At 37.2% G+C, this 22871-nt stretch carries 19 protein-coding genes; 12 read left to right on the forward strand and 7 right to left on the reverse strand.

The window, feature by feature from the left end:
- Positions 1-225: 225 nt before the first annotated feature.
- From ATZ35_RS12265 to ccpN, 3 genes are read right to left on the reverse strand one after another with little or no spacing between them, the layout of a single operon-like run.
- A complete protein-coding gene (locus ATZ35_RS12265; RefSeq protein ID WP_208927486.1) occupies positions 226-2121 on the reverse strand; it encodes a fructose-1,6-bisphosphatase in 1896 nt (631 codons plus the stop codon).
- Between the two features lie 15 nt (positions 2122-2136).
- Positions 2137-2949 (reverse strand): pyruvate, water dikinase regulatory protein, encoded by an 813-nt coding sequence (locus ATZ35_RS12270; protein WP_208927487.1) that lies wholly within the window; start codon positions 2947-2949, stop codon positions 2137-2139.
- A gap of 41 nt (positions 2950-2990) precedes the next feature.
- A complete protein-coding gene (ccpN, locus tag ATZ35_RS12275) occupies positions 2991-3626 on the reverse strand; it encodes a transcriptional regulator CcpN (protein WP_208927488.1) in 636 nt (211 codons plus the stop codon).
- A 175-nt stretch (positions 3627-3801) separates the two neighbouring features.
- On the opposite strand from ccpN, the gene ppdK reads away from it, so the two are divergent.
- The 7 genes from ppdK to ATZ35_RS12310 all read left to right on the forward strand — a co-directional run bounded on the left by ppdK (position 3802) and on the right by ATZ35_RS12310 (position 11794).
- Entirely contained in the window at positions 3802-6411 is a 2610-nt protein-coding gene (ppdK, locus tag ATZ35_RS12280; protein WP_208927489.1) for a pyruvate, phosphate dikinase, read from the forward strand.
- A gap of 182 nt (positions 6412-6593) precedes the next feature.
- Entirely contained in the window at positions 6594-7691 is a 1098-nt protein-coding gene (locus ATZ35_RS12285; RefSeq protein ID WP_208927490.1) for a serine hydrolase domain-containing protein, read from the forward strand.
- A gap of 111 nt (positions 7692-7802) precedes the next feature.
- Entirely contained in the window at positions 7803-9104 is a 1302-nt protein-coding gene (gene lysA, locus ATZ35_RS12290) for a diaminopimelate decarboxylase (protein ID WP_208927491.1), read from the forward strand.
- 125 nt (positions 9105-9229) lie between these two features.
- Entirely contained in the window at positions 9230-10198 is a 969-nt protein-coding gene (locus ATZ35_RS12295) for an alpha/beta hydrolase (protein WP_208927492.1), read from the forward strand.
- Positions 10199-10212: 14 nt separating this feature from the next.
- Complete coding sequence (locus tag ATZ35_RS12300; RefSeq protein ID WP_208927493.1) at positions 10213-10581, forward strand: EamA family transporter; 369 nt, start codon at positions 10213-10215, stop codon at positions 10579-10581.
- Positions 10578-10925 (forward strand): EamA family transporter, encoded by a 348-nt coding sequence (locus tag ATZ35_RS12305; RefSeq protein WP_208927494.1) that lies wholly within the window; start codon positions 10578-10580, stop codon positions 10923-10925. The genes ATZ35_RS12300 and ATZ35_RS12305 overlap by 4 nt, the downstream gene beginning before the upstream one ends.
- A 524-nt stretch (positions 10926-11449) precedes the next feature.
- A complete protein-coding gene (locus ATZ35_RS12310) occupies positions 11450-11794 on the forward strand; it encodes a hypothetical protein (protein WP_208927495.1) in 345 nt (114 codons plus the stop codon).
- An 83-nt stretch (positions 11795-11877) separates the two neighbouring features.
- Here ATZ35_RS12310 and ATZ35_RS12315 read toward each other — a convergent pair whose 3' ends face one another.
- Both ATZ35_RS12315 and ATZ35_RS12320 read right to left on the reverse strand, forming a co-directional pair.
- Positions 11878-12219: a metal-sulfur cluster assembly factor gene (locus ATZ35_RS12315; RefSeq protein WP_086281890.1), complete on the reverse strand. Its 342-nt coding sequence runs from the start codon at positions 12217-12219 to the stop codon at positions 11878-11880.
- Between the two features lie 125 nt (positions 12220-12344).
- The gene (locus tag ATZ35_RS12320) at positions 12345-12911 is read right to left on the reverse strand and encodes a helix-turn-helix domain-containing protein (RefSeq protein ID WP_208927496.1); all 567 of its coding nucleotides are present in this window, start codon (positions 12909-12911) and stop codon (positions 12345-12347) included.
- A gap of 304 nt (positions 12912-13215) precedes the next feature.
- On the opposite strand from ATZ35_RS12320, the gene ATZ35_RS12325 reads away from it, so the two are divergent.
- From ATZ35_RS12325 to pyrG, 4 genes are all read left to right on the forward strand, one after another.
- A complete protein-coding gene (locus tag ATZ35_RS12325) occupies positions 13216-14280 on the forward strand; it encodes a dipeptide epimerase (RefSeq protein WP_208927497.1) in 1065 nt (354 codons plus the stop codon).
- Positions 14281-14296: 16 nt separating this feature from the next.
- Positions 14297-15667: a transglutaminase domain-containing protein gene (locus ATZ35_RS12330; RefSeq protein WP_208927498.1), complete on the forward strand. Its 1371-nt coding sequence runs from the start codon at positions 14297-14299 to the stop codon at positions 15665-15667.
- A 32-nt stretch (positions 15668-15699) separates the two neighbouring features.
- Positions 15700-17370, forward strand: coding sequence for a peptide ABC transporter substrate-binding protein (locus tag ATZ35_RS12335; protein ID WP_208927499.1), 1671 nt, complete (start codon positions 15700-15702; stop codon positions 17368-17370).
- Between the two features lie 244 nt (positions 17371-17614).
- Positions 17615-19216, forward strand: coding sequence for a CTP synthase (gene pyrG, locus ATZ35_RS12340; protein WP_208930483.1), 1602 nt, complete (start codon positions 17615-17617; stop codon positions 19214-19216).
- Positions 19217-19273: 57 nt separating this feature from the next.
- Here the strand turns inward: pyrG and ATZ35_RS12345 are convergent, their stop codons facing one another.
- Positions 19274-21610, reverse strand: coding sequence for a PBP1A family penicillin-binding protein (locus ATZ35_RS12345; protein WP_208927500.1), 2337 nt, complete (start codon positions 21608-21610; stop codon positions 19274-19276).
- Positions 21600-22241 carry a Holliday junction resolvase RecU gene (gene recU, locus ATZ35_RS12350; RefSeq protein WP_208927501.1) on the reverse strand — a complete coding sequence of 214 codons (642 nt, stop codon included), beginning with the start codon at positions 22239-22241 and terminating at the stop codon, positions 21600-21602. The genes ATZ35_RS12345 and recU overlap by 11 nt, the downstream gene beginning before the upstream one ends.
- 61 nt (positions 22242-22302) lie before the next feature.
- Here recU and ATZ35_RS12355 point away from each other — a divergent pair, with 61 nt between their 5' ends.
- Entirely contained in the window at positions 22303-22845 is a 543-nt protein-coding gene (locus tag ATZ35_RS12355; protein ID WP_208927502.1) for an SLOG family protein, read from the forward strand.
- The last annotated feature ends 26 nt before the right edge of the window (positions 22846-22871 follow it).

A 22871-nucleotide genomic window follows, 5' to 3' on the forward strand; every position in this document is an offset into this window, starting at 1 on the left:
AGATGATGGATCCTATTAATAGCTTAAGCAAAAAATACGACCACAACCATTTAATCATTTTTTTTGTAGATTTGCAAGGTTGGTTAAAGGTAGATGAAAAAAGAGCTAAGGGGAAGGTGATCGTTTATTTAGATAAACATCACTCTTTTGAGGTAACGATAAATCATTATCAGAGACAATTAAAAAAACTAAGACGAAAGATCATCAACGTCTTAGTTTTTACTTTTAAGTAGAAGAAAATTTGGTGTGATTTTCTAACTGTTCTTTCAGTTGAGCAGTGTCCTGCAGTAAAGACAAACCAATTGTTGTATCTCTAACTTGTAGGCGATTTACTTGGCGATCAACGATTTGACGAGTAGAAACAATATCATCATTGTTTTTGATCGCTGTTTCTTGATCAGAAAATGGTTTATGAGCAGCAAGCTGCATACCAAAAGAATTATATAAAAGCGTATAACCAGCAATGCCTGTCACTTTCTGATAGGCACGAGAAAAGCCGCCGTCAATTACGATCATTTTCCCATCCGCTTTGATTGGTGATTCCCCTTTGATCAATTTCACTGGAGTATGTCCGTTAATGATATGAGCATCTGGCTGATCAAGTCCAAAGGTCAGTAAAATCTGCTGGCAAATGTTCGCGTCGTTTCTTAATTTGTAATAGGCATTTTTTATTTCAATATGGGTGCTAGGTTCTTTAATAAAATAGCGCTCAAATGTTTTCATGGCATTTTTACCAAAGAGGGAAGAGCGTTCACCACACCAAAGATACCAGATAACATCTGTTGAAAAATCATCTGTTTGCCATGGCCGATCAAAGGCTTTTCTGATGTTTAATTCAAAAAAATCAAGTAAGTCTTTGCCAGCATAGTCTTGATCGTTAAAAGTAACTGCTTGAAATGAACCGTCTTCATTAAGTGGCATACAGCCATGAATCAATAAATTATGGTTATAAGAAAGATACAGAGAGCCTTTTTCCAGTAAAAAAGCCATATGCTGATTCAATTTTTGAGAATGCTGGAATTGCTCTAGTAGATCATTTACAATCAACTCTTCTTCTGCAGATAGCTGATAAGGATCGTCCCAGTTGATCGTTTGAAAACAAGGATTGATCAGTTGGTAAGAGAGGCCCTCGATCACGATTTGATTTCCTTGGATTTTATCGAGTAATCGTCTGTGCACCATATTAAATTCGGGTCGTCTTTGAATAACTTGGCCTTCTAGTTTTTCTTGAATGATCGCCATCGCTTGTTGCATTTTCATGGCATCTATCTTTTCAGTCGTTGTTAGTTGTTGATAAGGATTTTGCTTTGGCCTAAAATGCATATTTTCTTGATAGGTTTTGCGACTGAAGGATCTTAATCGATGTAAATCAATTTCGTAGGCTTCTTCCAAAAGATCAAGGTTCCCATAACGAGCGCAAATCCGCAGGACATTCGCCAAACAAGCTTTTGAGCCACTGACCGCTCCTAACCAAATAATGTCGTGATTTCCCCATTGGATATCAAGCGAATGATACGTCATCAAAGAATCCATGATTTTATCAGGATGAGGCCCACGATCATAAATATCACCAATTACATGAAGATGATCGATCACAAATCGTTGCGTTAAATAGGCTAAATCAGCGATAAACCGTTCCGCTTCGTTCAGTTCGATAATTTTTTTGATGATTTGCCGATAATAGGCTTTTTTATTAGTTGTTTCATCATATTGATAAATCAATTCCTCTAATATATAGGCATATGTTTTAGGTAAGGCTTTACGAACTTTAGAGCGAGTATATTTGCTTGATGAAAAGCGGACAATCACCAATAAATGTTCGATTGTTTCATACCACCACTGTTGCGTTAATTCTTGCTGTCGTTTTAAAGAGTGAATTTTTTCTTCAGGGTAATAAATCAAAAAGCATAGTTCATCCATTTGTTCAGCGGAAAGTTCTTGGTTAAAAAGAGTATGGACTTTATCACGAATACTTCCAGAACCATTTCGTAAAATATGATTGAACGCATCAAACTCACCATGAAGGTCACTGATAAAATGTTCAGTTCCTTTTGGTAAATTTAAAATCGCTTCTAAATTAATTATTTCGGCAATCAACTCATTCGATTGTCTGTTACTCATCTAGAGGACTCCTGACTATTGGTTTTGGGCTAAATCTTCAATAATAGTTGTTGTTTCTTCAATGGATTTTTTATCAACGTTGATTACGAGTGCATTGTATTTTTCAAAAACACTATTTGCATAATCTAATTCTTCTTGAATACGATCGGCATTTGTATACGCAGAATCTTCTTTTAACCCTAATGAATGTAGCCGTGATTTACGAATGTCCATCAAACTGTCCATACTAGTGGTCAAACCAATAATTTTTTTCGGGTTGATTTGATCTAATTCGGCAGGTAAAGAAACCTCAGGAATCAACGGTAAGTTGGCGACTTTATGATTACGGTTAGCCATATACATACTTAAAGGAGTTTTTGAAGTACGGGAAACGCCTAATAACACATAATCAGCTTCTAAAAAGCCTTTCGAATCTTTTCCGTCATCGTATCTTACAGCAAATTCAATTGCAGAAACACGACTGAAATATTGTTCATTTAACTTGTGGATGGCACCTGGTTCTTGTAATGGTTGAACACCAAAGGTCCCTTCAACGATTTCACTTAAGGGGCTCATGTAGTCGACATATTGTAAGCCAGTTCTATTGGCAAAGTCTTTCACTAAGTTTACTAGTTTCTTATTCACTAACGTTGTAACAACAACAGCTTTATCATGTAAAGCATCTCTCAAAATTGGTTGCAGTAATTCTTCGTCTGTAATAAATGGGAAGCGCTGAATATCACTCATATCAATACTTGGGTATTGAGCTGAGACGGCTGAAATGATTTTTTGAGCGGTTTCACCGACTGAATCTGATACTAAATAAATTTTGATTTTGTCTTTTTGCATGGTACACTCTCCTAATTTTTAAAGGTTTATTTTTTTGAAGATCAATAATTTTCTTTTTCAATATCATTACCGGCATTTATAAAATAAGACATGATCCTAGTCTTAGTTACTTTCCCAATGACTTTTTTCGGTTGATCGTTCTCAACAACAGGTAAAGTATCAATATTATGTTGCATCAATAATCCACCTGCCTCTAAAATGGTGCGGTCGCGCGTAATCGTGATGATGTTGGGCATTCGACTCATGATCATAGCAACAGGCGTTTTTTCTGTATTTGGGTTACTAATTGCTGCTCGTAATAAGTCTTTTCGTGATAAGACACCATTTAGTTCATCATTATCATCTTTTACATAGAGTGAACCGACATCATACATAAATAAATTAGTAACGGCATCATAAACCGTTGTACTTTGATGAATCAGAATCGGTGGGAGCATGATATCTTCGACTGTTTTTTTATACAGTTTTTCGTAGAGCAATGGTTCAATGGTTTGGCCTGTATAAAAATAGCCGACTTTTGGTCTTGCATCAAGCAAACCAGTCATCGTCAAAATAGCTAAATCGCTGCGCAAGGTTGCCCGACTTAACCCTAATGTTTTAGCGATACTATCACCGCTGATCGGTTCATTTTCCTTGACGATTTTGATGATCTCTAATTGTCTTGAGGTAAGTTTCATTTTATCGACCTACTTTCTAAATGTGACACACTATTTATTATATATTTCTTATAAAAATAAAGCAACAATAAAAAAAAGTTACACTAATTCTTGTTGACATCCAATGTGATACACAATATAATCGTAAATAAGTTAATGTGATACACTATTAAAAAACAAGAAGGAGAGTTTGCTCGTGAACTATGTGATTGATTTTTCTGAAGGAAGTAAAGAACAAAGTGATTTATTAGGTGGTAAAGGGAGCAATTTAGCGGAGATGACAAAGCTGAAGCTACCAGTACCAACAGGTTTTACAATCACAACAGAGGCCTGTTTGGATTACTTAAAACAGAAAGAACAGATGTCAGATGAACTAAATTTAGAAATTCGACAACACATTGAGAGTATGGAAAAAAGAACGAAGAAGCGCTTAGGTGATGCTGTTGATCCATTACTGGTTTCAGTTCGAAGTGGTTCAAAATTCTCAATGCCAGGTATGATGGATACAATCTTAAATCTTGGCTTGAATGACGAAACCGTTCTTGGGTTGACACAAAAAACTGGAGATGCTCGTTTTGCTTATGATTGTTATAGAAGGCTTTTACAAATGTTTGGGGATGTTGTTTGCGGTATTGACAAAAATCGATTTGAAGAGCAGTTGGATTTTTATAAATCAAAGAAAGGCTATCAATCAGATATAGAGATGCAAGCTGAAGATTGGCAGGAATTGGTAGCGGTTTATAAAAACATTTTTCTAGAAGTAACTCATCAAGCTTTTCCTCAAGATCCTTATGAGCAATTGCAATTAGCGGTCGAGGCAGTCTTTCGTTCGTGGAACAATCGTCGAGCGATCACTTACCGCCGGCTGCACGATATCAGTGATTCTTTAGGAACCGCAGTTAATATTCAAGAAATGGTTTTTGGTAATTTTGGCTTGGATAGTGGAACAGGGGTAGCGTTCACTAGAAATCCGGCGACAGGTGAAAAGGGGATTTTTGGAGAGTTTTTATTAAATGCTCAAGGAGAAGATGTTGTAGCTGGTATCCGAACACCGCAACCCATCAGTAAACTAGAATCATTGATGCCAGAAGTCTATCAGGAATTTTTAACGTTGAGTCATTTATTAGAGCGTCATTACAAAGATATGCAAGATATTGAATTTACGATTGAAAATCGTCAGCTGTATCTTTTGCAAACTAGGAATGGAAAGAGAACCGCTAAATCAGCTTTCAAAGTTTGTATTCAGTTAGTTGAAGAGGGGATTATTTCAAAAGCGGAGGCAATTCAACGCATCAATCCAACGATGGTCACTCAATTACTCCATCCTGTATTTGAACTCGATCAGTTAAAGAATGCGGAAGTGTTTGCCACAGGATTACCAGCAAGTCCTGGGGCTGCGAGTGGAAACATCTACTTCACGGCAGAACGTGCAAAACAAGCAAGTGAACAGGGAGAAAAAGTTATTTTGATTCGACAAGAAACATCGCCAGAAGATATTGAGGGGATGGTGGTCAGTGAGGCAATCGTGACCTCTAGAGGCGGTATGACCTCTCATGCAGCAGTGGTAGCTCGCGGCATGGGGGTGTGTTGTGTCGCAGGTTGTGAAGAGATTTATGTAGATGAATTTTTAGAACAGGCCACAGCAGGAGGCATTACCTTACATCAAGGAGACGTTGTTTCTGTAGATGGGACAACAGGAACGATTTACAGAGGTGATATCCCTTATGTTGAAGGAGATGAGTGGCAACTGCTAGAAACAATCACAAACTGGGCCAAAGAAGAAGCGACTATTGGTGTCAAAGCCAATGCCGAAACACCTGCTGACATCAAAACTGCTTTGAAATTAGGGGCAGAAGGAATTGGTTTGGCACGGACAGAGCATATGTTTTTCGGTGAAGAGCGAATCTTTGAAATGCGTAAAATGATTCTTGCTGAAAGTGAGGATGCTTTAATGGCGCCTTTGAATCAGCTAAAAGAATTCCAAAAAGAAGATTTTAGAACAATGTTTACGTTATTGAATGGAAAAGCTTGTACGATTCGTTTACTGGATCCGCCTCTGCATGAATTTTTACCGCAAACAGAGGCTGAAATAACCCATTTAGCGGATGCGACCCAACGAACTGTAGGGGAAATAAAGCACCGCATAGAAGAGCTTCATGAACAAAATCCAATGCTAGGACATCGAGGCTGTCGTTTAGCTGTTACGACCCCTCAGATTTACGAAATGCAAGTAGCCGCCATTATAGAAAGTGCATTAGAGGTTGCTCAAAAAGGAAAAGACCTCACGATCATACCAGAAATCATGATTCCTCTCATTGGTAGTCAAGAGGAAATGCGCTGGTTACGAGAGCGTTTAGATCAAACGATTCAAACTATTTTTTCAGAAAAAAATCAAGTAATTTCTTATAAAATCGGGACAATGCTAGAGATTCCAAGAGCTTGTTTAACTGCTGAAAAAATCGCTGAAGTTGCTGACTTTTTCAGTTTTGGTACGAATGATTTAACTCAGTTGACTTATGGGTTTTCACGTGATGACTCGGGCAAATTTATTGGTGCTTATCAACAGAAACAATTGTTAAAAGAAGATCCATTTCAGCACATCGATGAAGAAGGAGTGGGGGCTTTGATGAGGATCGCGGTAGATAAAATCAAACATTTTGATCCGTCAATTAAAATCGGCGTTTGTGGTGAAGTTGGGGGAGATCCTCAATCGATTCGTTTTCTGAAAAAAATTGGTGTGGATTATATTTCATGCTCTCCTTATCGAGTTCCGGCAGCAATTTTAACGATTGCGCAAGAAAAATAAAATCAAACAATAGACTAGAATACGAGGTTGGGATAGAAGTGTTTGACTCCGAGAAGTAAGCAGGAGTTGCTTCTGTTCCAACCGTTTTTAGGATTCTAAGTGCCTTTTTGTTTTATTAGTCTGCTTTTTTTCCAGCAAATGGTATAATTTAATAGAAGTTATTTGGGAAAGAAGTGAAGTAGATGAATTTGCGCTGGAAATGGTTCGTTTCATTGGGGATGCTCGTTTTATGTGTGATGTTGATCGGTCATTGGTTTATTAAACAGAAAAATGGTTTTTTTATAGAACATTCGTCAAAAAAGCAAGCGTCTACTAGTTCAGAATCAAAAAGCAAAGAGACGATTAATCAGTTGATCGAAGAAGCTCATTTTCAAGGGACAGCGTTGATTATCCATCAGGGACAGATTTTTTATCAACAAAGTTACGGATATGCTGACGCACGAACTAAAGTTCCCAATAAAAATGATAGCCTTTATCCAATTGCTTCTTTGCAAAAGATCATTACGGGTTCACTTATTCTAGAATTAGTGAAAGAGGACCAACTTACATTGGATACCACATTAGATCATTTCTACCCTGAAATCGATCTTAGTCAGACGATCACGATCCAACAGTTACTTAATCATAACTCTGGCATTTTTATGGAAGAAAAAGAGCCAGAAGAACTTTTGTCAGATCAAGATAGTCAATTAGAAAATGCGTTGAATACCTTATCTACAACATCGAATAAGGAATTTTTGTATACAAATGGAAATTACACTTTATTGGCGGGGATTATTTCCAAACTTACTGGACAAACCTATGAAGAGGTTGTACAAAAAAGAGTGATCAATAAATTAGCATTGAGACACACTTATTTTTGGGATCAAGTCCCCAAAAATGAACCACTACCAAAACCATATTTTTATATGGGACAGGACTATCAGGCAGATCCATTTCCAGCAAGTGAGAAACTTTTTTCAAGTTTGTTAGGAGCTGGGAATTTATATATGTCAACGGAAGATTTCTGGGTGTTTATTCAAAGTTTGGCTAATGGTCAACTTTTTGAGCAAAAGGAATATGCGCAACTTGCAAGTACTGAGCAAAAAGGCTACCAAGCTGGGCTGTTTTATTTTGATGATTTAAAATACTCTGAAGGGAATTTAGGAGGGTATGATACCGTGATCTATGGCGATCAAAAAAATCAAAATCTGGTGATTCTTTTTGCAAATCAGCCAGCATATGATGGGATGAACGAATTAAGTGAGACAATTTATCATACACTATTGGACGTTAACTGAATAAGCGTGTCACACTTACTGCAAAATATTGTGAAAATCATGAAAAATAGATAGGAAGTTTTTCATTTTTGTGCTATTATTTTTAATAAATCAATCGAAGAAGGTGAAGAGATGCCACTATTATTTGGAACAGCAACATTTAATGAACAAGATCATTTAACGATCGGAGGCTGTGACGTTGTAGGTCTAACCGAGAAATACGGAACCCCTTTATTTGTTTACGACGTTGCGCATATCCGAGAGCGTGCTCGAGGATTTAAACAAACATTTAACGCTTTAGGAGTAAAAAATAAGGTTATCTATGCAAGCAAGGCATTTTGTTGTTTAGCTATGTATCAGCTTTTAGAAGAGGAAGAACTTGGCTGCGATGTTGTTTCTGCTGGAGAAATCTATACAGCGATCAAAGGCGGTATGTCCCCTGAAAATATCGAGTTTCATGGTAATAATAAGACGAAAGAAGAATTGTTATACGCTGTAGAGCAAGGTGTAGGAACGATCATTATTGATAATTTTTACGAAATTGACTTATTGAGTACTATTTTGAAAGAAACTGGGAAGCAGCAAAATGTGATGTTCCGGATCACTCCAGGTGTTGATGCAGAAACCCATGAGTACATTTTGACTGGGCAAGTAGATTCAAAATTTGGGTTCGATGTCAACAGTGGTCAGGCGACAGAAGCGCTAGAAAAAATCTTAGCGGATGAGCATTTGATTTTAAAAGGTGCCCACTGTCATATTGGTTCACAGATTTTTTCAGCTGAAGGCTTTTTAGCTGCTGTAGAAAAAATGATGCTAATTTTAAATCAATGGAAGCAAAAATTTGATTACACTGTAGAGATTTTAAATATGGGTGGCGGTTTTGGTGTGCAATATACTGAAGCAGATGATCCATTAGAACCAGAAGCGTTTGTCAAAGCGATTGTGAATGCAGTAAAAGGTCAATGTGAATTATTGAATTACTCATTTCCAGAAATATGGATTGAACCAGGCCGTAGTATTATTGCCGAAGCAGGTACAACGGTTTACACAGTTGGTTCGCAAAAAGTGATTCCTGATGTACGTCATTATGTGTCAGTTGATGGCGGAATGGGGGATAATATTCGTCCTGCTTTATACGATGCGCTTTATGATGGTTTTTTAGCCAATCGAATTAGTACGGAAACACCAGAAACGGTAAGAGTGGTTGGGAAATATTGTGAGTCCGGTGATATCTTGATCAAAGAAATCGAATTACCGCCGATGGTAGCAGAAGATTTATTTGCTATGACTAGCACAGGCGCCTATGGTTATTCAATGGCAAATAATTATAACCGTAATTTAAAGCCAGCCGTTGTTTTTGTTGAAAATGGACAGGATAAGTTAGTTATTCGCCGCGAAACATACGAAGATTTAATTTCTCTGGATTGTGAATAGAAAAAACAAAAACCTTTTCCCTTTGGAAAAGGTTTTTGTTCACTTATGTGCATTTGTACTTTTTTTCTGAAATAAGAGTATAATTAGAATAGATAAAAAAATTTGTTAGAATTGAGGTGTCGTGTTTGAAGTGGGTTCTGTACGTTTTTGTTATTATAGTGATTTTGGTTATTGTAATTTCGGTCTATGCGGCTAATTTTTTCTTGAATGTCGCACTTTTTAGAAACAATAAATGGTATGACGAGACAGGTCATAAAATGATGAATCCAGATAATTTTAATAAAGGGAAGTCTCAGTATGATCTGATCGAGGAGCAACAAATTCAACAAGGTGATGCGTTTTGGCAATTAGCATTTGCGCAAGATCATTGGCTTGAAACAGGGGGAGAAAAATTATATAGTCGTTTGATCATCCCGCATCCTGAAAGTAAAAAATGGGTGATTTGTGTTCATGGCTATCGCTCGTTTGGCAAGCGTGATATGGCATTTGTCGCTTCAAAATTTTCTGAACAAGGATACAATATCCTCGTGCCTGATTTGAAGGCGCATGGAAAAAGTACTGGAAATGTGATTGGAATGGGCTGGCTGGATCGTTTGGATTTATTAAAATGGATCCAAGAAGTACTCGTGATTGAGCCCACTGCAGAAATTATTTTGTTTGGCGGTTCAATGGGCGCGGCGACGGTGATGATGACAAGTGGAGAAAACTTACCGGAAAACATTAAAGGATTTGTTGTGGATTGCGGTTATTCCTCTGTTTACAATGAATTTGGGGCTATGTTGCGTTCGGCATTTAAGTTGCCAGCATTTCCGATTTTGACGATTGCGAATGCTTTAGCTAAAAAGAAAGTGGGCTATTCGTTGAAAGATGCGTCTTCAGTTCGTCAATTAGCCAAAAATGAGTTACCAACTTTATTCATCCATGGGACAGGGGACAAATTTGTGCCACACCAAATGCTTTACGAGAATATGGAAGCGACGAAGGGTGTTAAAGAAAGTTTGATTGTTGAAAAAGCCCCGCATTTGTCTTCATTTATTTATGAACCAGAACATTATTTTGAGACTGTTTTTGAATTCATTCATCGTTATTGTTAGGAAGGGGAAATTGTATGGATGCAAAAAATAAACAACAGAAATTAAGCTTGGGAATTTTATTGATTTTAATTGCTGCAGCACTCAGTAGTTTAGGTCAGCTAGCTTGGAAATTTGGGGCAGATGGCACAGGCAGTTATGCCATTTTACTTTATCTTATTGGGTTTATAGCGGCAGGAGCTGGGATGTTTTTCATGATGGCAGCTTTTCGTTATGGTGAAGTGTCGATTTTGCAACCAATGATGAGTTTGGGTTTTGCGTTATCGATTGTTTTGGGTGCGTTATTTTTAGATGAAAGTATTACTTGGTATAAGTTAATAGGAACAGGCTTCATTATTGCAGGTTCGATTCTTTTGGGGATTGAAGGAAATGAGGAAAGCACATGATCAATTATGTTGCGATCTTAACGATCCTGATCATTACGACTTTTTCTGGTAGTGCAGGAGCATTGGCTTTGAAAAAGGGAATGAATGATCTACCTCAACTAACCTTGAAACGGGTCGTGACGAATGGTTGGATTTATTTAGGTTCCTTTTTATATATTTTAAGTGCTGTAACGAATATCGCATTATTAAAATTTTTGGACTATTCGATTGCCTTTCCTATGACTTCTTTGACTTATGTTTGGACAGTTATTATTAGTTATTTTATTTTTAAGGAAAAGCTGACTTTTCGCAAAGTACTAGCCGTTATTTTGATCATCATTGGTGTGTTTATTATTAGTCAGTAAGAGCTGTTTGGTGGTAAGTTAAACCATCTAGTTGTAAGATGAAACTATAAACAACAGGAGGTGTTACTATGTCTACTAAAAGCAAAGGAATCGATAAAATCAAATTACTGCAGGCGGTAACAACGATCGTGACAGGAATCATTATGTTGAATGCAGTTTTGAAAGCAGCCAAAAAATAAAAAGATATATGGAAAGCTTTACTGTGATTGTTCTTTGAAGAGCAATTGCAGTAAAGCTTTTTTTAGTAATAAAGTTGGGAGAATATTGAAGGTTTGTCTTAGCTAGAATCTTATATACTTAAAAAATAGTGAAGATAAAGGAGGGGAAATAATGAGTAAAAAACTTAGGGTAGCACTATTTTTTGTTGTGATGGTGGTGCTATTGTCAGGATGCGTGATTGTGCGAATGTAGGGAGGGAAAAGATGAAAAAAATGTTGGTGCTGCCAATTTTGCTCTTATTTCTATTATCAGGTTGCAAGATTGAAAATAACAGTCCTTAAAGTGCTCGAGATGATAATTACGGAGTGAATCAAGGTAGCAATTATAGCTGCGAAAGTAGCAGTGATGCTCAAACTATCGGGACTTCATTGGCAAGAACGGGTAATGGCGACGATGTAATTACTAATTTAGCTTTTAAAAAAGGACCTGTAGTCATTACGCTAACTTATAATGGAACGGCAAAATTCACCGTTAAATTATTGGATAGTGATGGAGAAATCATAGCAACATTGGTTGATAGAACTGGCAGTTACATAGGGAAGTTGGTTGTTCAAATTCCTAAGGATGCTGATAACTATATCGTATCAGTTATTTCAGAAGGAGCATGGCAAGTAGCAACTACAAAAGCAGATGAGAAGGGGGATAATTAGCATAAAAGCTTTCAGATTACTATCACAATGATAGCAACTTGAAAGCTTTCTAACTGTTCGTAATCAAAATAGTAAATAAAAAACTAGCGAATACCCAAAGCAATCCGAGCATAACGAGACATTTTATCCGTTGTCCAAGCTGGATACCAGACCAGTTTTACTTCTGGATTTTTTACTTCTGGGATTTCTTTCAACGCTTCATGGATTTGATCCGTTAAAATATCAGCTAGTGGGCAACCCATAGTTGTTAGTGTCATTTTGATGACCGTATCGCCATTTTGCGCGAAGTCTACTTCATAAATCAATCCTAAATTCACAATATCGATTCCCAGCTCAGGGTCAATTACTGTCTCCAGAGCAGTTAGAATCTCTTCTTTGATATCTTCAATCTCTTCAGCAGACCATTCTTGATTTGTTTCAGTCATTGTATCTACTCCTTTATAGTTCGTTCTTCCCATATAATACCTTTTTTTAAAAGCTTTGTAAATGAGAATCTTTTTCAATTAAATGCGATTGGCACACGAGTTACTCAGTGAAAAAAGGGCTAGAACTAAAATTGCAAAGTAAAGAGCATCAACTCGTTTTCAGTAGCATTTATAATGTTATGTTGAGTGAACGCTTCTAAAAATATTGCGTCCCCTTCGTGTAAGATAAGCACTTCATCTTGAAGTTCGATCGTTGCTTCACCTTTGATCACGTAATTGATTTCACAAAGATTATGAGCAATTTTTCTTCCGCTAGAAGAGGACTGTGCATCAATATAAATTTTTGAAATCACCATGTTGTTCGTATGTACGGGTAAATTAAACAAGGTATCATAATAAGTAGAATTTGTTTGCCAAGGATTGTAAATCTTACCTGAAGAGTTGCGAATAACTTTATAGCCATGAGCTGATGTTTCTTCGTCTTGGATCACTTGAGGCGCTTCATTCGCTAAAAGAGAAGCTACCGTGACATCAAGCGCATCTGCAATTTTTCGTAAAGCTTCTAGTGAGGGGCGATTCGTGCCACGTTCGATTTGCGATAAGAAGCTTGCAGAATAACCTGTTCTTTCACCAAGTTCCGTTAAAGTAATCTTTTTTTCTTTTCTTAAACTCTTAATTTTTCTAAATTCCATCTACAGCCGTCCTTTGTCTAAATTCCTTTTTTCATTCATATTATCTCGAATTCGTTACAAAATTACAAGCACTTGAATTTTAATGAATAAAAACACATCGTAATCTCATTATTGTGTTGACATTTTCATATACTAAACTTAAAATTGTAACCAATAATTCAAATTTAACAATCAAATTTAATTCAAAATTAAAAAAAGCGAGGTTATTTTTTCTTGTAGCATGATTTAATTTCAAAAACAATAAAGTAGAAGATTCACTGAAAATGAGTAAAAAATTAGAAGAAATACTATTGGGGGAAAAAAATTGAAAATAACAAAAATTAATGTAGCGCCCAAAGCTGTAAAACTAAAAGAACCAATCACCATTTCATTGGGAACGATCGAACACTCGATGAGTGCAATTGTTGAAATTGAAACAGACGAAGGAATTATCGGTTATGGTGAAGGCTCTCCTGGGATTCTGATTACAGGTGAGACACTGAAGGGGACAACGGAATGTATTCAATTATTTGAAAAACAATTGCTAGGTGTGGATCCATTAGATTTGGAGAAAGTTCACAGCATTATGAATTCTGTTGCGGCGCAAGCTCCCTCAGCCAAAACAGCGATCGATATTGCATGTTATGATTTGTTTGGGAAAAAGGCTAACCTTCCAGTGTATAAACTTCTAGGCGGTTTTGCTTCTTCTGTTAAAACAGATATGACGATTGGGATCGATACGCCTGAGATAATGGCTGAAAAAGCAAAATCAGCTATTTCACAGGGGTTTGATACGTTAAAAATAAAAGTTGGGACAGGGTTTGTATCCGATATTGCCAGAATCAAAACCATCAGAGAAGCAGTTGGCAGTCAAATCAAACTACGATTAGATGCCAATCAAGGGTGGAACCCTAAGGAAGCTGTAAATACGATCAATCATTTAGCTCAATATGATATTGAGTTAGTTGAACAACCGGTCGCTTATCATGATATCAAAGGGTTGACGTTTGTTACAAATCATGTGACGACGCCAATCATGTCAGATGAAAGCTGTTTTAATTCTAAAGATGCCTTGCGTTTGATCAAAGCACGTGCAGTCGATTTTGTGAATATCAAGCTAATGAAATGTGGAGGAATCCATGAAGCGTTGAAAATCAATAGCATTTGTGAAGCGGCAGGCGTTGAGTGTATGATTGGATGTATGGTAGAAGAAACGAATATCGGAGTGACAGCGGCCGCTCATTTAGCTGCTGCAACTAAAAATATTACTAGAGCTGATTTAGATGCAACGTTCGGATTGAATGAAGTGGCAATTCCCGGAGGCGTTGGCTTGGAAGCGACTAGTTTGATTTCATTGTCAAACAAAGCTGGTTTAGGTTTGAGCAAATAAGAAAGGGGAGTGTCAAATGTATTATGATCTAAAATATATGAGTGTACCATTGCCAGAAGATGTCATTAAATTGAAAAATTACGGGGATTTTGATGGTGCAGGAAAGTTGATAGCTTATCTATTAACGAGTGAATTACCTGAGTCGCTTAGAAAACGCTTGGAGATTGAACAAGACATCATCCGTATTGTTGGCATTAATGAATATCCATTTGACTTTACAGAAGCAACCAAAATGATGAAAGAAACGTTTAAGGAATACGACGAGCAAGAACTGACTCATTTAAAAGAAACCGGAAAAGTAGATTGGCTTTATATCGATGGAAAAGTCCATTTTCAGCGCCGCTTTTTAATGAATTTAATCAAGACACAAGCTGATTATGAAGCGAGATTGATTGTTAAAGAAGATAACAAAGTTGATCGTTTACGCAAGCAAGAGCTGACAGAAAATGTCCAATGGATGAAAACGAAAGGCGGCAGAAAAGTCAAAATCCATTTAAAAACCAGCATTCAGGTAAAAAAAGAATATGAACGTCCAGGTGAAAAGGTGAAAGTCTATCTACCGTTGCCAAAAGAATGTAAACAAACATCAGATATTCAAATCTTGAAAACGACGCCTGAAGCAACTTTTATTGCACCGGAAGATGAAGCACAGCGAACAGTTTATTTTGAGACGATTCTTGAAGAAGGTCAAATTTTTTCAGTTGAGTACAGTTATATCAGCCAAGTGGATTATGTCGAATTAGATCCAGAAAAAGCTGCTGAGGTGCAGCCAGAATTTGAACTAAATGAACAACTGCCTCATATTCGCTTTACTCCATATCTGGAGCAACTGTTGGCTGAAATTTTAGCGGGTGAAACAAATCCAATTAAAAAAGCTCGGAAAATCTATGATTTTATTACAACCAAAGTCAATTACTCTTTTATGCGAGAATATTTTACGATCGAGAATATCTCAGAGTATGCTGCAGTCAATTTAAAGGGGGATTGCGGCGTTCAAGCCATTTTGTTCATTACGTTATGTCGAATGGCTAAAATCCCGGCAAAATGGCAGTCAGGGCTCTATGTGTCGCAATACTATACAGGGTGTCATGATTGGACGCAATTTTATGTAGCACCGTATGGTTGGGTTTTTGCGGATCTATCATTTGGCGGCGGCGCGCGTCGAAATGGGGATTTAGAACGGTGGAATTACTATTTTGGTAATTTGGATATATTTAGAATGCCGGCCAATAGTGAGATTCAAACGGATTTTAATCCACCAAAACAGTTTTTACGAGCAGATCCAATTGATAATCAGCGGGGAGAATTTGAATATCAAAACCAAGGTCTTCCGTATGCCTACTTAGAGGTGAAACAAGAACTCGTTTCAATGGAAGAACTTGTGTAATAAATAAAAAAGAGAAGGAAATGGTGGAACGTATGAAAAAAGGGTTAAAACAAGGGATCACTTTGGTGACAACACTATTACTGCTATCAGCTTGCGGGGGAAATTCAAGTAATAAATCAGCAGATAGTACAGATGATAAAGTTGCGACAGGACAGAAATCAGCGAAAGTCCTAAATTTAATGGAAGCATCGGAAGTAGGATCAATGGATACGATTTTTACGCAAGATGAGCCAAGTGTCAATGCTCAGTCGAATGTTTTTGAAGGATTATATCAATTAGATGAAAAAGACAATGTGATTCCAGCCGTTGCCAAAGAAATGCCGGAAATCTCTGAAGATGGTAAAACGTATAAAATCAAGTTAAGAGAAGATGCAAAATGGTCAAATGGTGACAAAGTAACAGCGAATGATTTTGTCTTTGCATGGAAGAAGATGGCGGATCCTAAAAATCAAGCGAATTACTTCTTCTTGATGGATGGGACGATTCTAAACGGAACAGAGATCGTAAACGAAGAAAAATCAGCAGATGAACTAGGGGTAAAAGCAATAGATGATTATACACTAGAAATCAAAATGGCAAAACCTGTCACGTATTTCACCTCACTACTAGCATTTTCTCCTTTCTTCCCACAAAATGAAAAATTTGTGACTGAAAAAGGCAAAGAATATGGGACTTCTAGCGAGAATATCGTCTCAAATGGGCCATTCTTAATGGAAAATTGGGATCAAGCGTCAATGTCATGGGATTTAGTTGCGAATCCAGAATATTATGATGCAGATAAAGTAAAATCAGAAAAAATTCATTTTGAAGTTTTAAAAGAAACAAACACAGTTTTCAACCTTTACGAATCTGGCGAATTGGATGTAGCGATTTTGACAGGAGACTTTGCCAAACAAAATAAAGACAATCCAGACTACGAAGCCATCCAACGTTCCAAAGTCTATTCATTAAGAATGAACCAAAAGAGAAATGACAAACCATCGATTTTCGCAAATGAAAATGTCCGAAAAGCAGTAGCCTATGCGCTTGATAAGAAAAGCTTAATCGAAAATATCTTAGCAGATGGTTCAAAAGACATTTATGGATACATTCCTAAAGACTTTGTGGCTAATCCTGAAACTGGAGAAGATTTCCGAAAAGAAGCCGGCGATTTAGTAAAAACAGACGAAAAATTAGCCAATGAATACCTAGAAAAAGCGAAAAAAGAATTAAATGGTGATGTAACCATCGAATTACTTTCTAAAGATGGTGATGGTGATAAGAAAGTAGCAGAATTTATTCAAGGACAATTAGAAAAAACGTTACCTGGTCTAAAAATCAATGTTAAAACAGTTCCTCTTAATAATTCCATCGAACTTATGAAAAAAGGGGACTATGAACTATCTGTCAGCATGTGGGGGCCAGATTATCAAGATCCAATGACTTTCTTAGAAAGCTCAGTCAGCACGAAAAATAAAACAAGCTATCGTAGTGAAAAATATGATCAATTGATTGATGACGCATCAAATAAATACGCTAATGAACCTGAAAAACGTTGGGAAGCGTTGATTGCAGCTGAAAAAGTGTTGATCGAAGAAGACGTTGCCTTGATTCCTTTATATCAACAAGCCAGAGGGCAACTTGTTCGTCCAGGTGTTGAAGGAATTGAGTATCATAATTTTGGTGCAACGAGCACATACAAAAATGCTTACATCAAAGAATAAATGAGACGAGCTTTATAACTTGACTAAAAAAATAAAAATCTTCCAATAGAAACACTTGACCTCAAACAAATTTGCTTGTATTATACTACTTGGGCACCTTTAAGAAGGTCAGAAGTTTACAACGAATTCCAGCTCCCTATTCATTTTGAATAGGGAGCTTTTGTTTTTTATGGCTGGTAAAAAACAAAGGGATATTGTTTACTCATCTCTACAAATCTATTTTGAGAAAGGGTTTTTTTATATTATGACAAAATATATCTTTGTTACAGGCGGCGTAGTTTCTTCGATTGGGAAGGGAATTGTTGCAGCATCTTTAGGACGTTTATTAAAAAATCGCGGCTTGAAAGTAACGATTCAAAAATTTGATCCGTATATCAATGTGGATCCAGGAACAATGAGTCCTTACCAACATGGAGAAGTTTTTGTCACAGATGATGGTGCCGAAACAGACTTGGATTTAGGTCACTATGAACGATTTATTGATATCAATCTAAATAAATATTCAAATGTGACAACAGGGAAAATTTATTCAGAAGTACTGAGAAAAGAACGCAAAGGTGAATATCTGGGTGCTACTGTTCAAGTTATTCCACATATCACAAATGAAATCAAGGAAAAAATCATGAGAGCCGCAAGCATGACCGATGCAGATATCATTATTACTGAAGTGGGTGGAACAGTCGGTGACATTGAATCTTTACCATTCTTAGAAGCATTACGCCAAATGAAGGCAGAAGTAGGCAGTGACAATGTCATGTATATCCATACAACATTGATTCCATACCTAAAAGCTGCTGGTGAAATGAAAACTAAACCCACACAACACAGTGTAAAAGAACTACGTAGTTTAGGGATTCAACCAAATATTTTAGTGATTCGTACAGAATTACCAGTTTCACAAGGAACGAAAAATAAATTAGCGCAATTTTGTGATGTAGCACCAGAAGCTGTAATTGAGTCACGTGATGTAGAAACGCTTTATTCAATTCCTTTGGCGTTACAAGCTCAAAATATGGATCAGATCGTCTGTGATCACTTGAAACTAGACGTACCTGTTGCAGATATGACAGAGTGGCGTGCTTTAGAAGCAAAAGTATTAGGCTTGAAGAAAACAACTAAAATTGCCTTAGTTGGAAAATATGTAGAACTTCCTGATGCGTATCTTTCAGTCGTTGAAGCGTTGAAACATGCCGGTTTTGCATTTGATTCTGACATTGCGATCGACTGGATCGATTCACAAGAATTAACAAAAGCAAATGTTGCGGATGTTTTGAAAGAGGCTGATGGGATCTTAGTTCCAGGTGGATTTGGGGATCGTGGAGTAGAAGGGAAGATCGAAGCAATCCGTTTTGCTCGTGAAAACGATGTGCCGTTCTTAGGAATTTGTTTAGGGATGCAAATGGCTTGTGTCGAATTTGCCCGTAATGTTGTCAAACTAGAAGATGCTGGTTCAGCAGAAAACAATCCAGATATTCTTAACAATATTATTGATTTGATGGCAGACCAAGAAAATGTTGAAAATCTAGGCGGAACGTTACGTTTAGGCTTATACCCATGTAAACTTAAAAAGGGGAGTGTAACAGCCGCTGCTTATGAAGGACAAGAAGTGGTTCAAGAACGTCATCGTCATCGTTATGAGTTCAATAACAAATACCGTCAATTATTTGAAGAAAAAGGCTTAGTTTTCTCAGGTGTTTCACCAGATAATCGTTTGGTTGAAATTGTCGAATTACCAGAGAAAAAATTCTTTGTAGCATGTCAATTCCATCCAGAATTGATTTCTAGACCGAATAGACCACAACATTTGATCAAAGGATTTGTTGAGGCCGCATTAAAGAACCAATAAACAAAAAAGGTACGATGTCTCTCATTATGAGGATATCGTACCTTTTTTGTTTAAATGTCATTCAGGAGATGATCGTCGCCTGAATGAATTATTTTGTATAACGGGTGGTCCTGAAGATGATTGTGGTGGTTCACTGTTTGCCGGCTCTTCACTTGGCGTACTTGACGCTGGTGGTTCTGTTGGTGGTGTAGATGAAGCTGGCGGTTCACTAGATTGAGATGTTGGTGGTTCTGTTTGTGATGGAACAGTAGAACTGCTTGTAGTTGCAGGTTCAGAACTGATAGGCGTTTCCCAAGAGGAAGACGTATCATAGCCTGTCGTACTTGAAGGCAATAGTTGCTCTTCATAAGCACCTTTAACATAGAGTTCACTACCAGAGCGAATCACGGTATCTGGCATAGTCCAATCATCATTAGCAACACCTTCTGATAGATAAGTCATCATTTCTCTGTAAACATCAGAAGCAGTGCCCCAGTATTCATAAGGAATAGGCGTTAAACGCTGCTTGTAGCCTGTCCAGACAGAAACTGCATAATGAGGCGTATAACCGACAAACGTGCTGTCAGGTGCAATACTGGATGATTCAGAGACGCCAATATTGGCAAGATCGGCATCCGTATAATTAGCTGTCCCAGTTTTTCCGGCTTGGATCAATCCAGGTACACCTGCATTGAAGGCTGTCCCACCAGAAATAACATCTTTCAGCATGTCTGTCATCATGTAAGCCGTAGAATCTTTCATCGCACGTTTACTTTCTGTTTCAATGACATCTTCAGAGCCATCTTGATAGACGACTTTGTTGACGTAATGTGGTTTGTTGTAGACACCCATATTTGCAAAAGCAGCGTAGGCAGCAGCTAATTTTAAGGAAGAAACACCATATTTATTACCGCCTAAATCACTGGTATTACTAGAAATCGCATTAGCGGCAACTATTTCTTTAAACTCGATCCCTAAATCTTTAAGAAAGGCTGCAGATTTGTCACTACCAACAGCATCGAAGGTTTGAATTGCTGTCGTGTTACGAGAATACATGATTGCTTTACGCATTGTAAGTGCACCATAATATTGCATATCTGCATTTGTAACAGGAATGTTCGTCCCTTCATAGGTAGTTGGTTTATCCATCATGATACGACCAGTTGAATAATTTAAGTTTTCGATAGCTGGGCCATAATCGGCTATCGGTTTCATTGTTGAGCCGACATCACGGTCAGTTTCGATCGCTTTATTACTGCCTAACTGAACATCATCAGGAATATTTCGTCCGCCAATTTGGGCTTTGACTTGACCTGTTTTTACATCGATTACAGTTGAAGCTACTTGGAGATCTTGGTCAGGATATTCTACATAAGTATCACTATTGATAATATCATAAAGACGCTTTTGTGCATTCATATCAAGATTGGTATGGATATCTAAACCATCTGTGTAAGGGTTTTTGCCCATGCTTTCTACTTCAGCAATGACTTCTCTAATATAGTTATCAACGATCTTGCGATTTTCATTTGACTGTTTCAACGGTTGTAGACCATCGTCGATCGGTGTTGCTTTTGCATCTTCGTATTCTTTTTGCGTGATTTTATCGTTTTCTTTCATAGTATATAAAACGACATCACGACGTTCTTTCGCAACATCTGGTTTTACATATGGATCATAGTCATTTGGTGCTTGTGGCATACCGGCAAGCAAAGCCGTTTGTGGAAGATTAAGTTCAGCTAAGGGTTTTCCAAAATAGGATTGTGCAGCTGTCTCCATGCCATATAAGCCATTAGCCATGTATACCTTATTGATGTAATACGTTAAAATTTCTTCTTTTGATTTTTCTTTTTCTAATTCAATCGCAAGCCAAGCTTCTTGTGCTTTTCGTTTAAGGTTTTGATCTTTCTCTTTTGTAGAGAAGTAAGAAAGTTTGATCAATTGCTGTGTCAGCGTACTACCACCTTGTAAACCGCCTGTTTTAAAATTCGAAAAAGCAGAGCCGAGAATTCGAATCGGATCAACACCGCTATGCTTGTAAAAACGCTTATCTTCGACCGATACAACTGCGTCTTTCAACAATTGTGGAACATCAGTTGGTTTGATCATCTCACGTTTTTCCGCACCTAATTCTTCAAAAACCTCATTATTTGCATCATAGAGTTTTGAAGACACAGTGGCGCTTAGCTTATCATCTTCTAATTTAGGGGCGTCTTTTGCATATGACCAGAAAAGGCCTATTCCCGCTAGCAAACCTAAGACACCAAGTAAAACCAATCCTAGAAATAGTTTTAAGAGAATTCGTTTCTTCTTAGGTTTTTTACCACCATTAGTAGGTGGTGTATTTTCAGTATTGTTCGTTCCAGAAGTATGTCCGTGCCTGGCTGCACGTGAGCCTATTTCATCAGTTGTCATTAATCGCAACTCCTTTGTTTGATTGAATATGTTGCCGGACTGCATCCAAGTATGGTACTCGAGGTGCAATGCCAATTTGGATTTCTATCCCATTTTTTTCAATAATAGATAAAGGCAACGATTTTTTTCCAGTACTTTCTTGTTCTGACCAATAGGTTACTAAATCTTCCCCGCTAAAAAAGAAACATCTATTCAATGAAGAAAACCACATTAGTACAAAGCAAATTCCTTTTTGTGCCAAACATTGCTGAATATGGTCGATCTGGTGTTGGTGAAAGTTTTTTAAAGGGAAAGACGTTTTATTCTTCGTTTCTTTCGCTTCAAAATCCAGATAATAGCCATTGTAGACGCCGTTATAATCGGTCGTGGAGGCTTGTCTAAAGTAAGCTTCCTTGATTACGGCAGCACTGCGGCTTGGATAATCAACTTTGACAATTTGAACGGGAGTTGGCTTTTTATGAATGACCGCAGTATTGCGCGATAAATAAAAAGCATTACTTTTATTGATTTCTTCTTCGAAATCCATCCCTCGTTTACCAAATTGAATTGATTTGCGCTTTTTTACTTGTTTTTTTGATTGTGGTGCCTCATGATTATTATAGGGAGTACCATTAGGATAATGAAAAGCCATTTCTATCACACTCCTAGCCAACATTATAACAAAAAATCTTTATGAAAGAAAAGGAATGTCTATGGAAAACGTAAAAACACTTTATGTGACTGGTTATAAAAGCTTTGAAATCGGGGCTTTTCAAGACAATGACCCTAAAATTACAGTTATTAAAAATGTATTAAAAAAAGAAATTATAGGCTATTTGGACACTGGATTAGAGTGGGTTTTAGTTTCTGGCAACCTTGGAACAGAGATTTGGGCAGCAGAAGTTGTGGCAGAATTGAAAAATGATTACCCAGAATTAAAATTAGGACTGATTTATCCATTTAAAGAATTTGGAAGTAACTGGAATGAAAAAAATCGGGCAAATTTAGAAAAAATTGAACTTTTAGCAGATTTTGTGGAGTCTGTCAGTCATCAGCCGTATAAATCTCCAGCGCAATTAAAAATGCATACTCGGTTTTTATTAGATCATTCCGGCGCTAGTTTGCTTGTTTATGATAAGGAATATCCTGGTAAGACGGAGTATTTTTTAAAGGATGCAGAACTTTTTTCTGAGAAATTTCCCTATGAAATCCGCCTAATAACAATGGATGATTTACAAAACTCGATGGAATCGTGAGAATCTGTTTGATTTTCTGACGATTT

It is taken from the genome of Enterococcus rotai (genome assembly GCF_001465345.1).
In the GTDB taxonomy this organism is placed as follows: domain Bacteria; phylum Bacillota; class Bacilli; order Lactobacillales; family Enterococcaceae; genus Enterococcus_L; species Enterococcus_L rotai.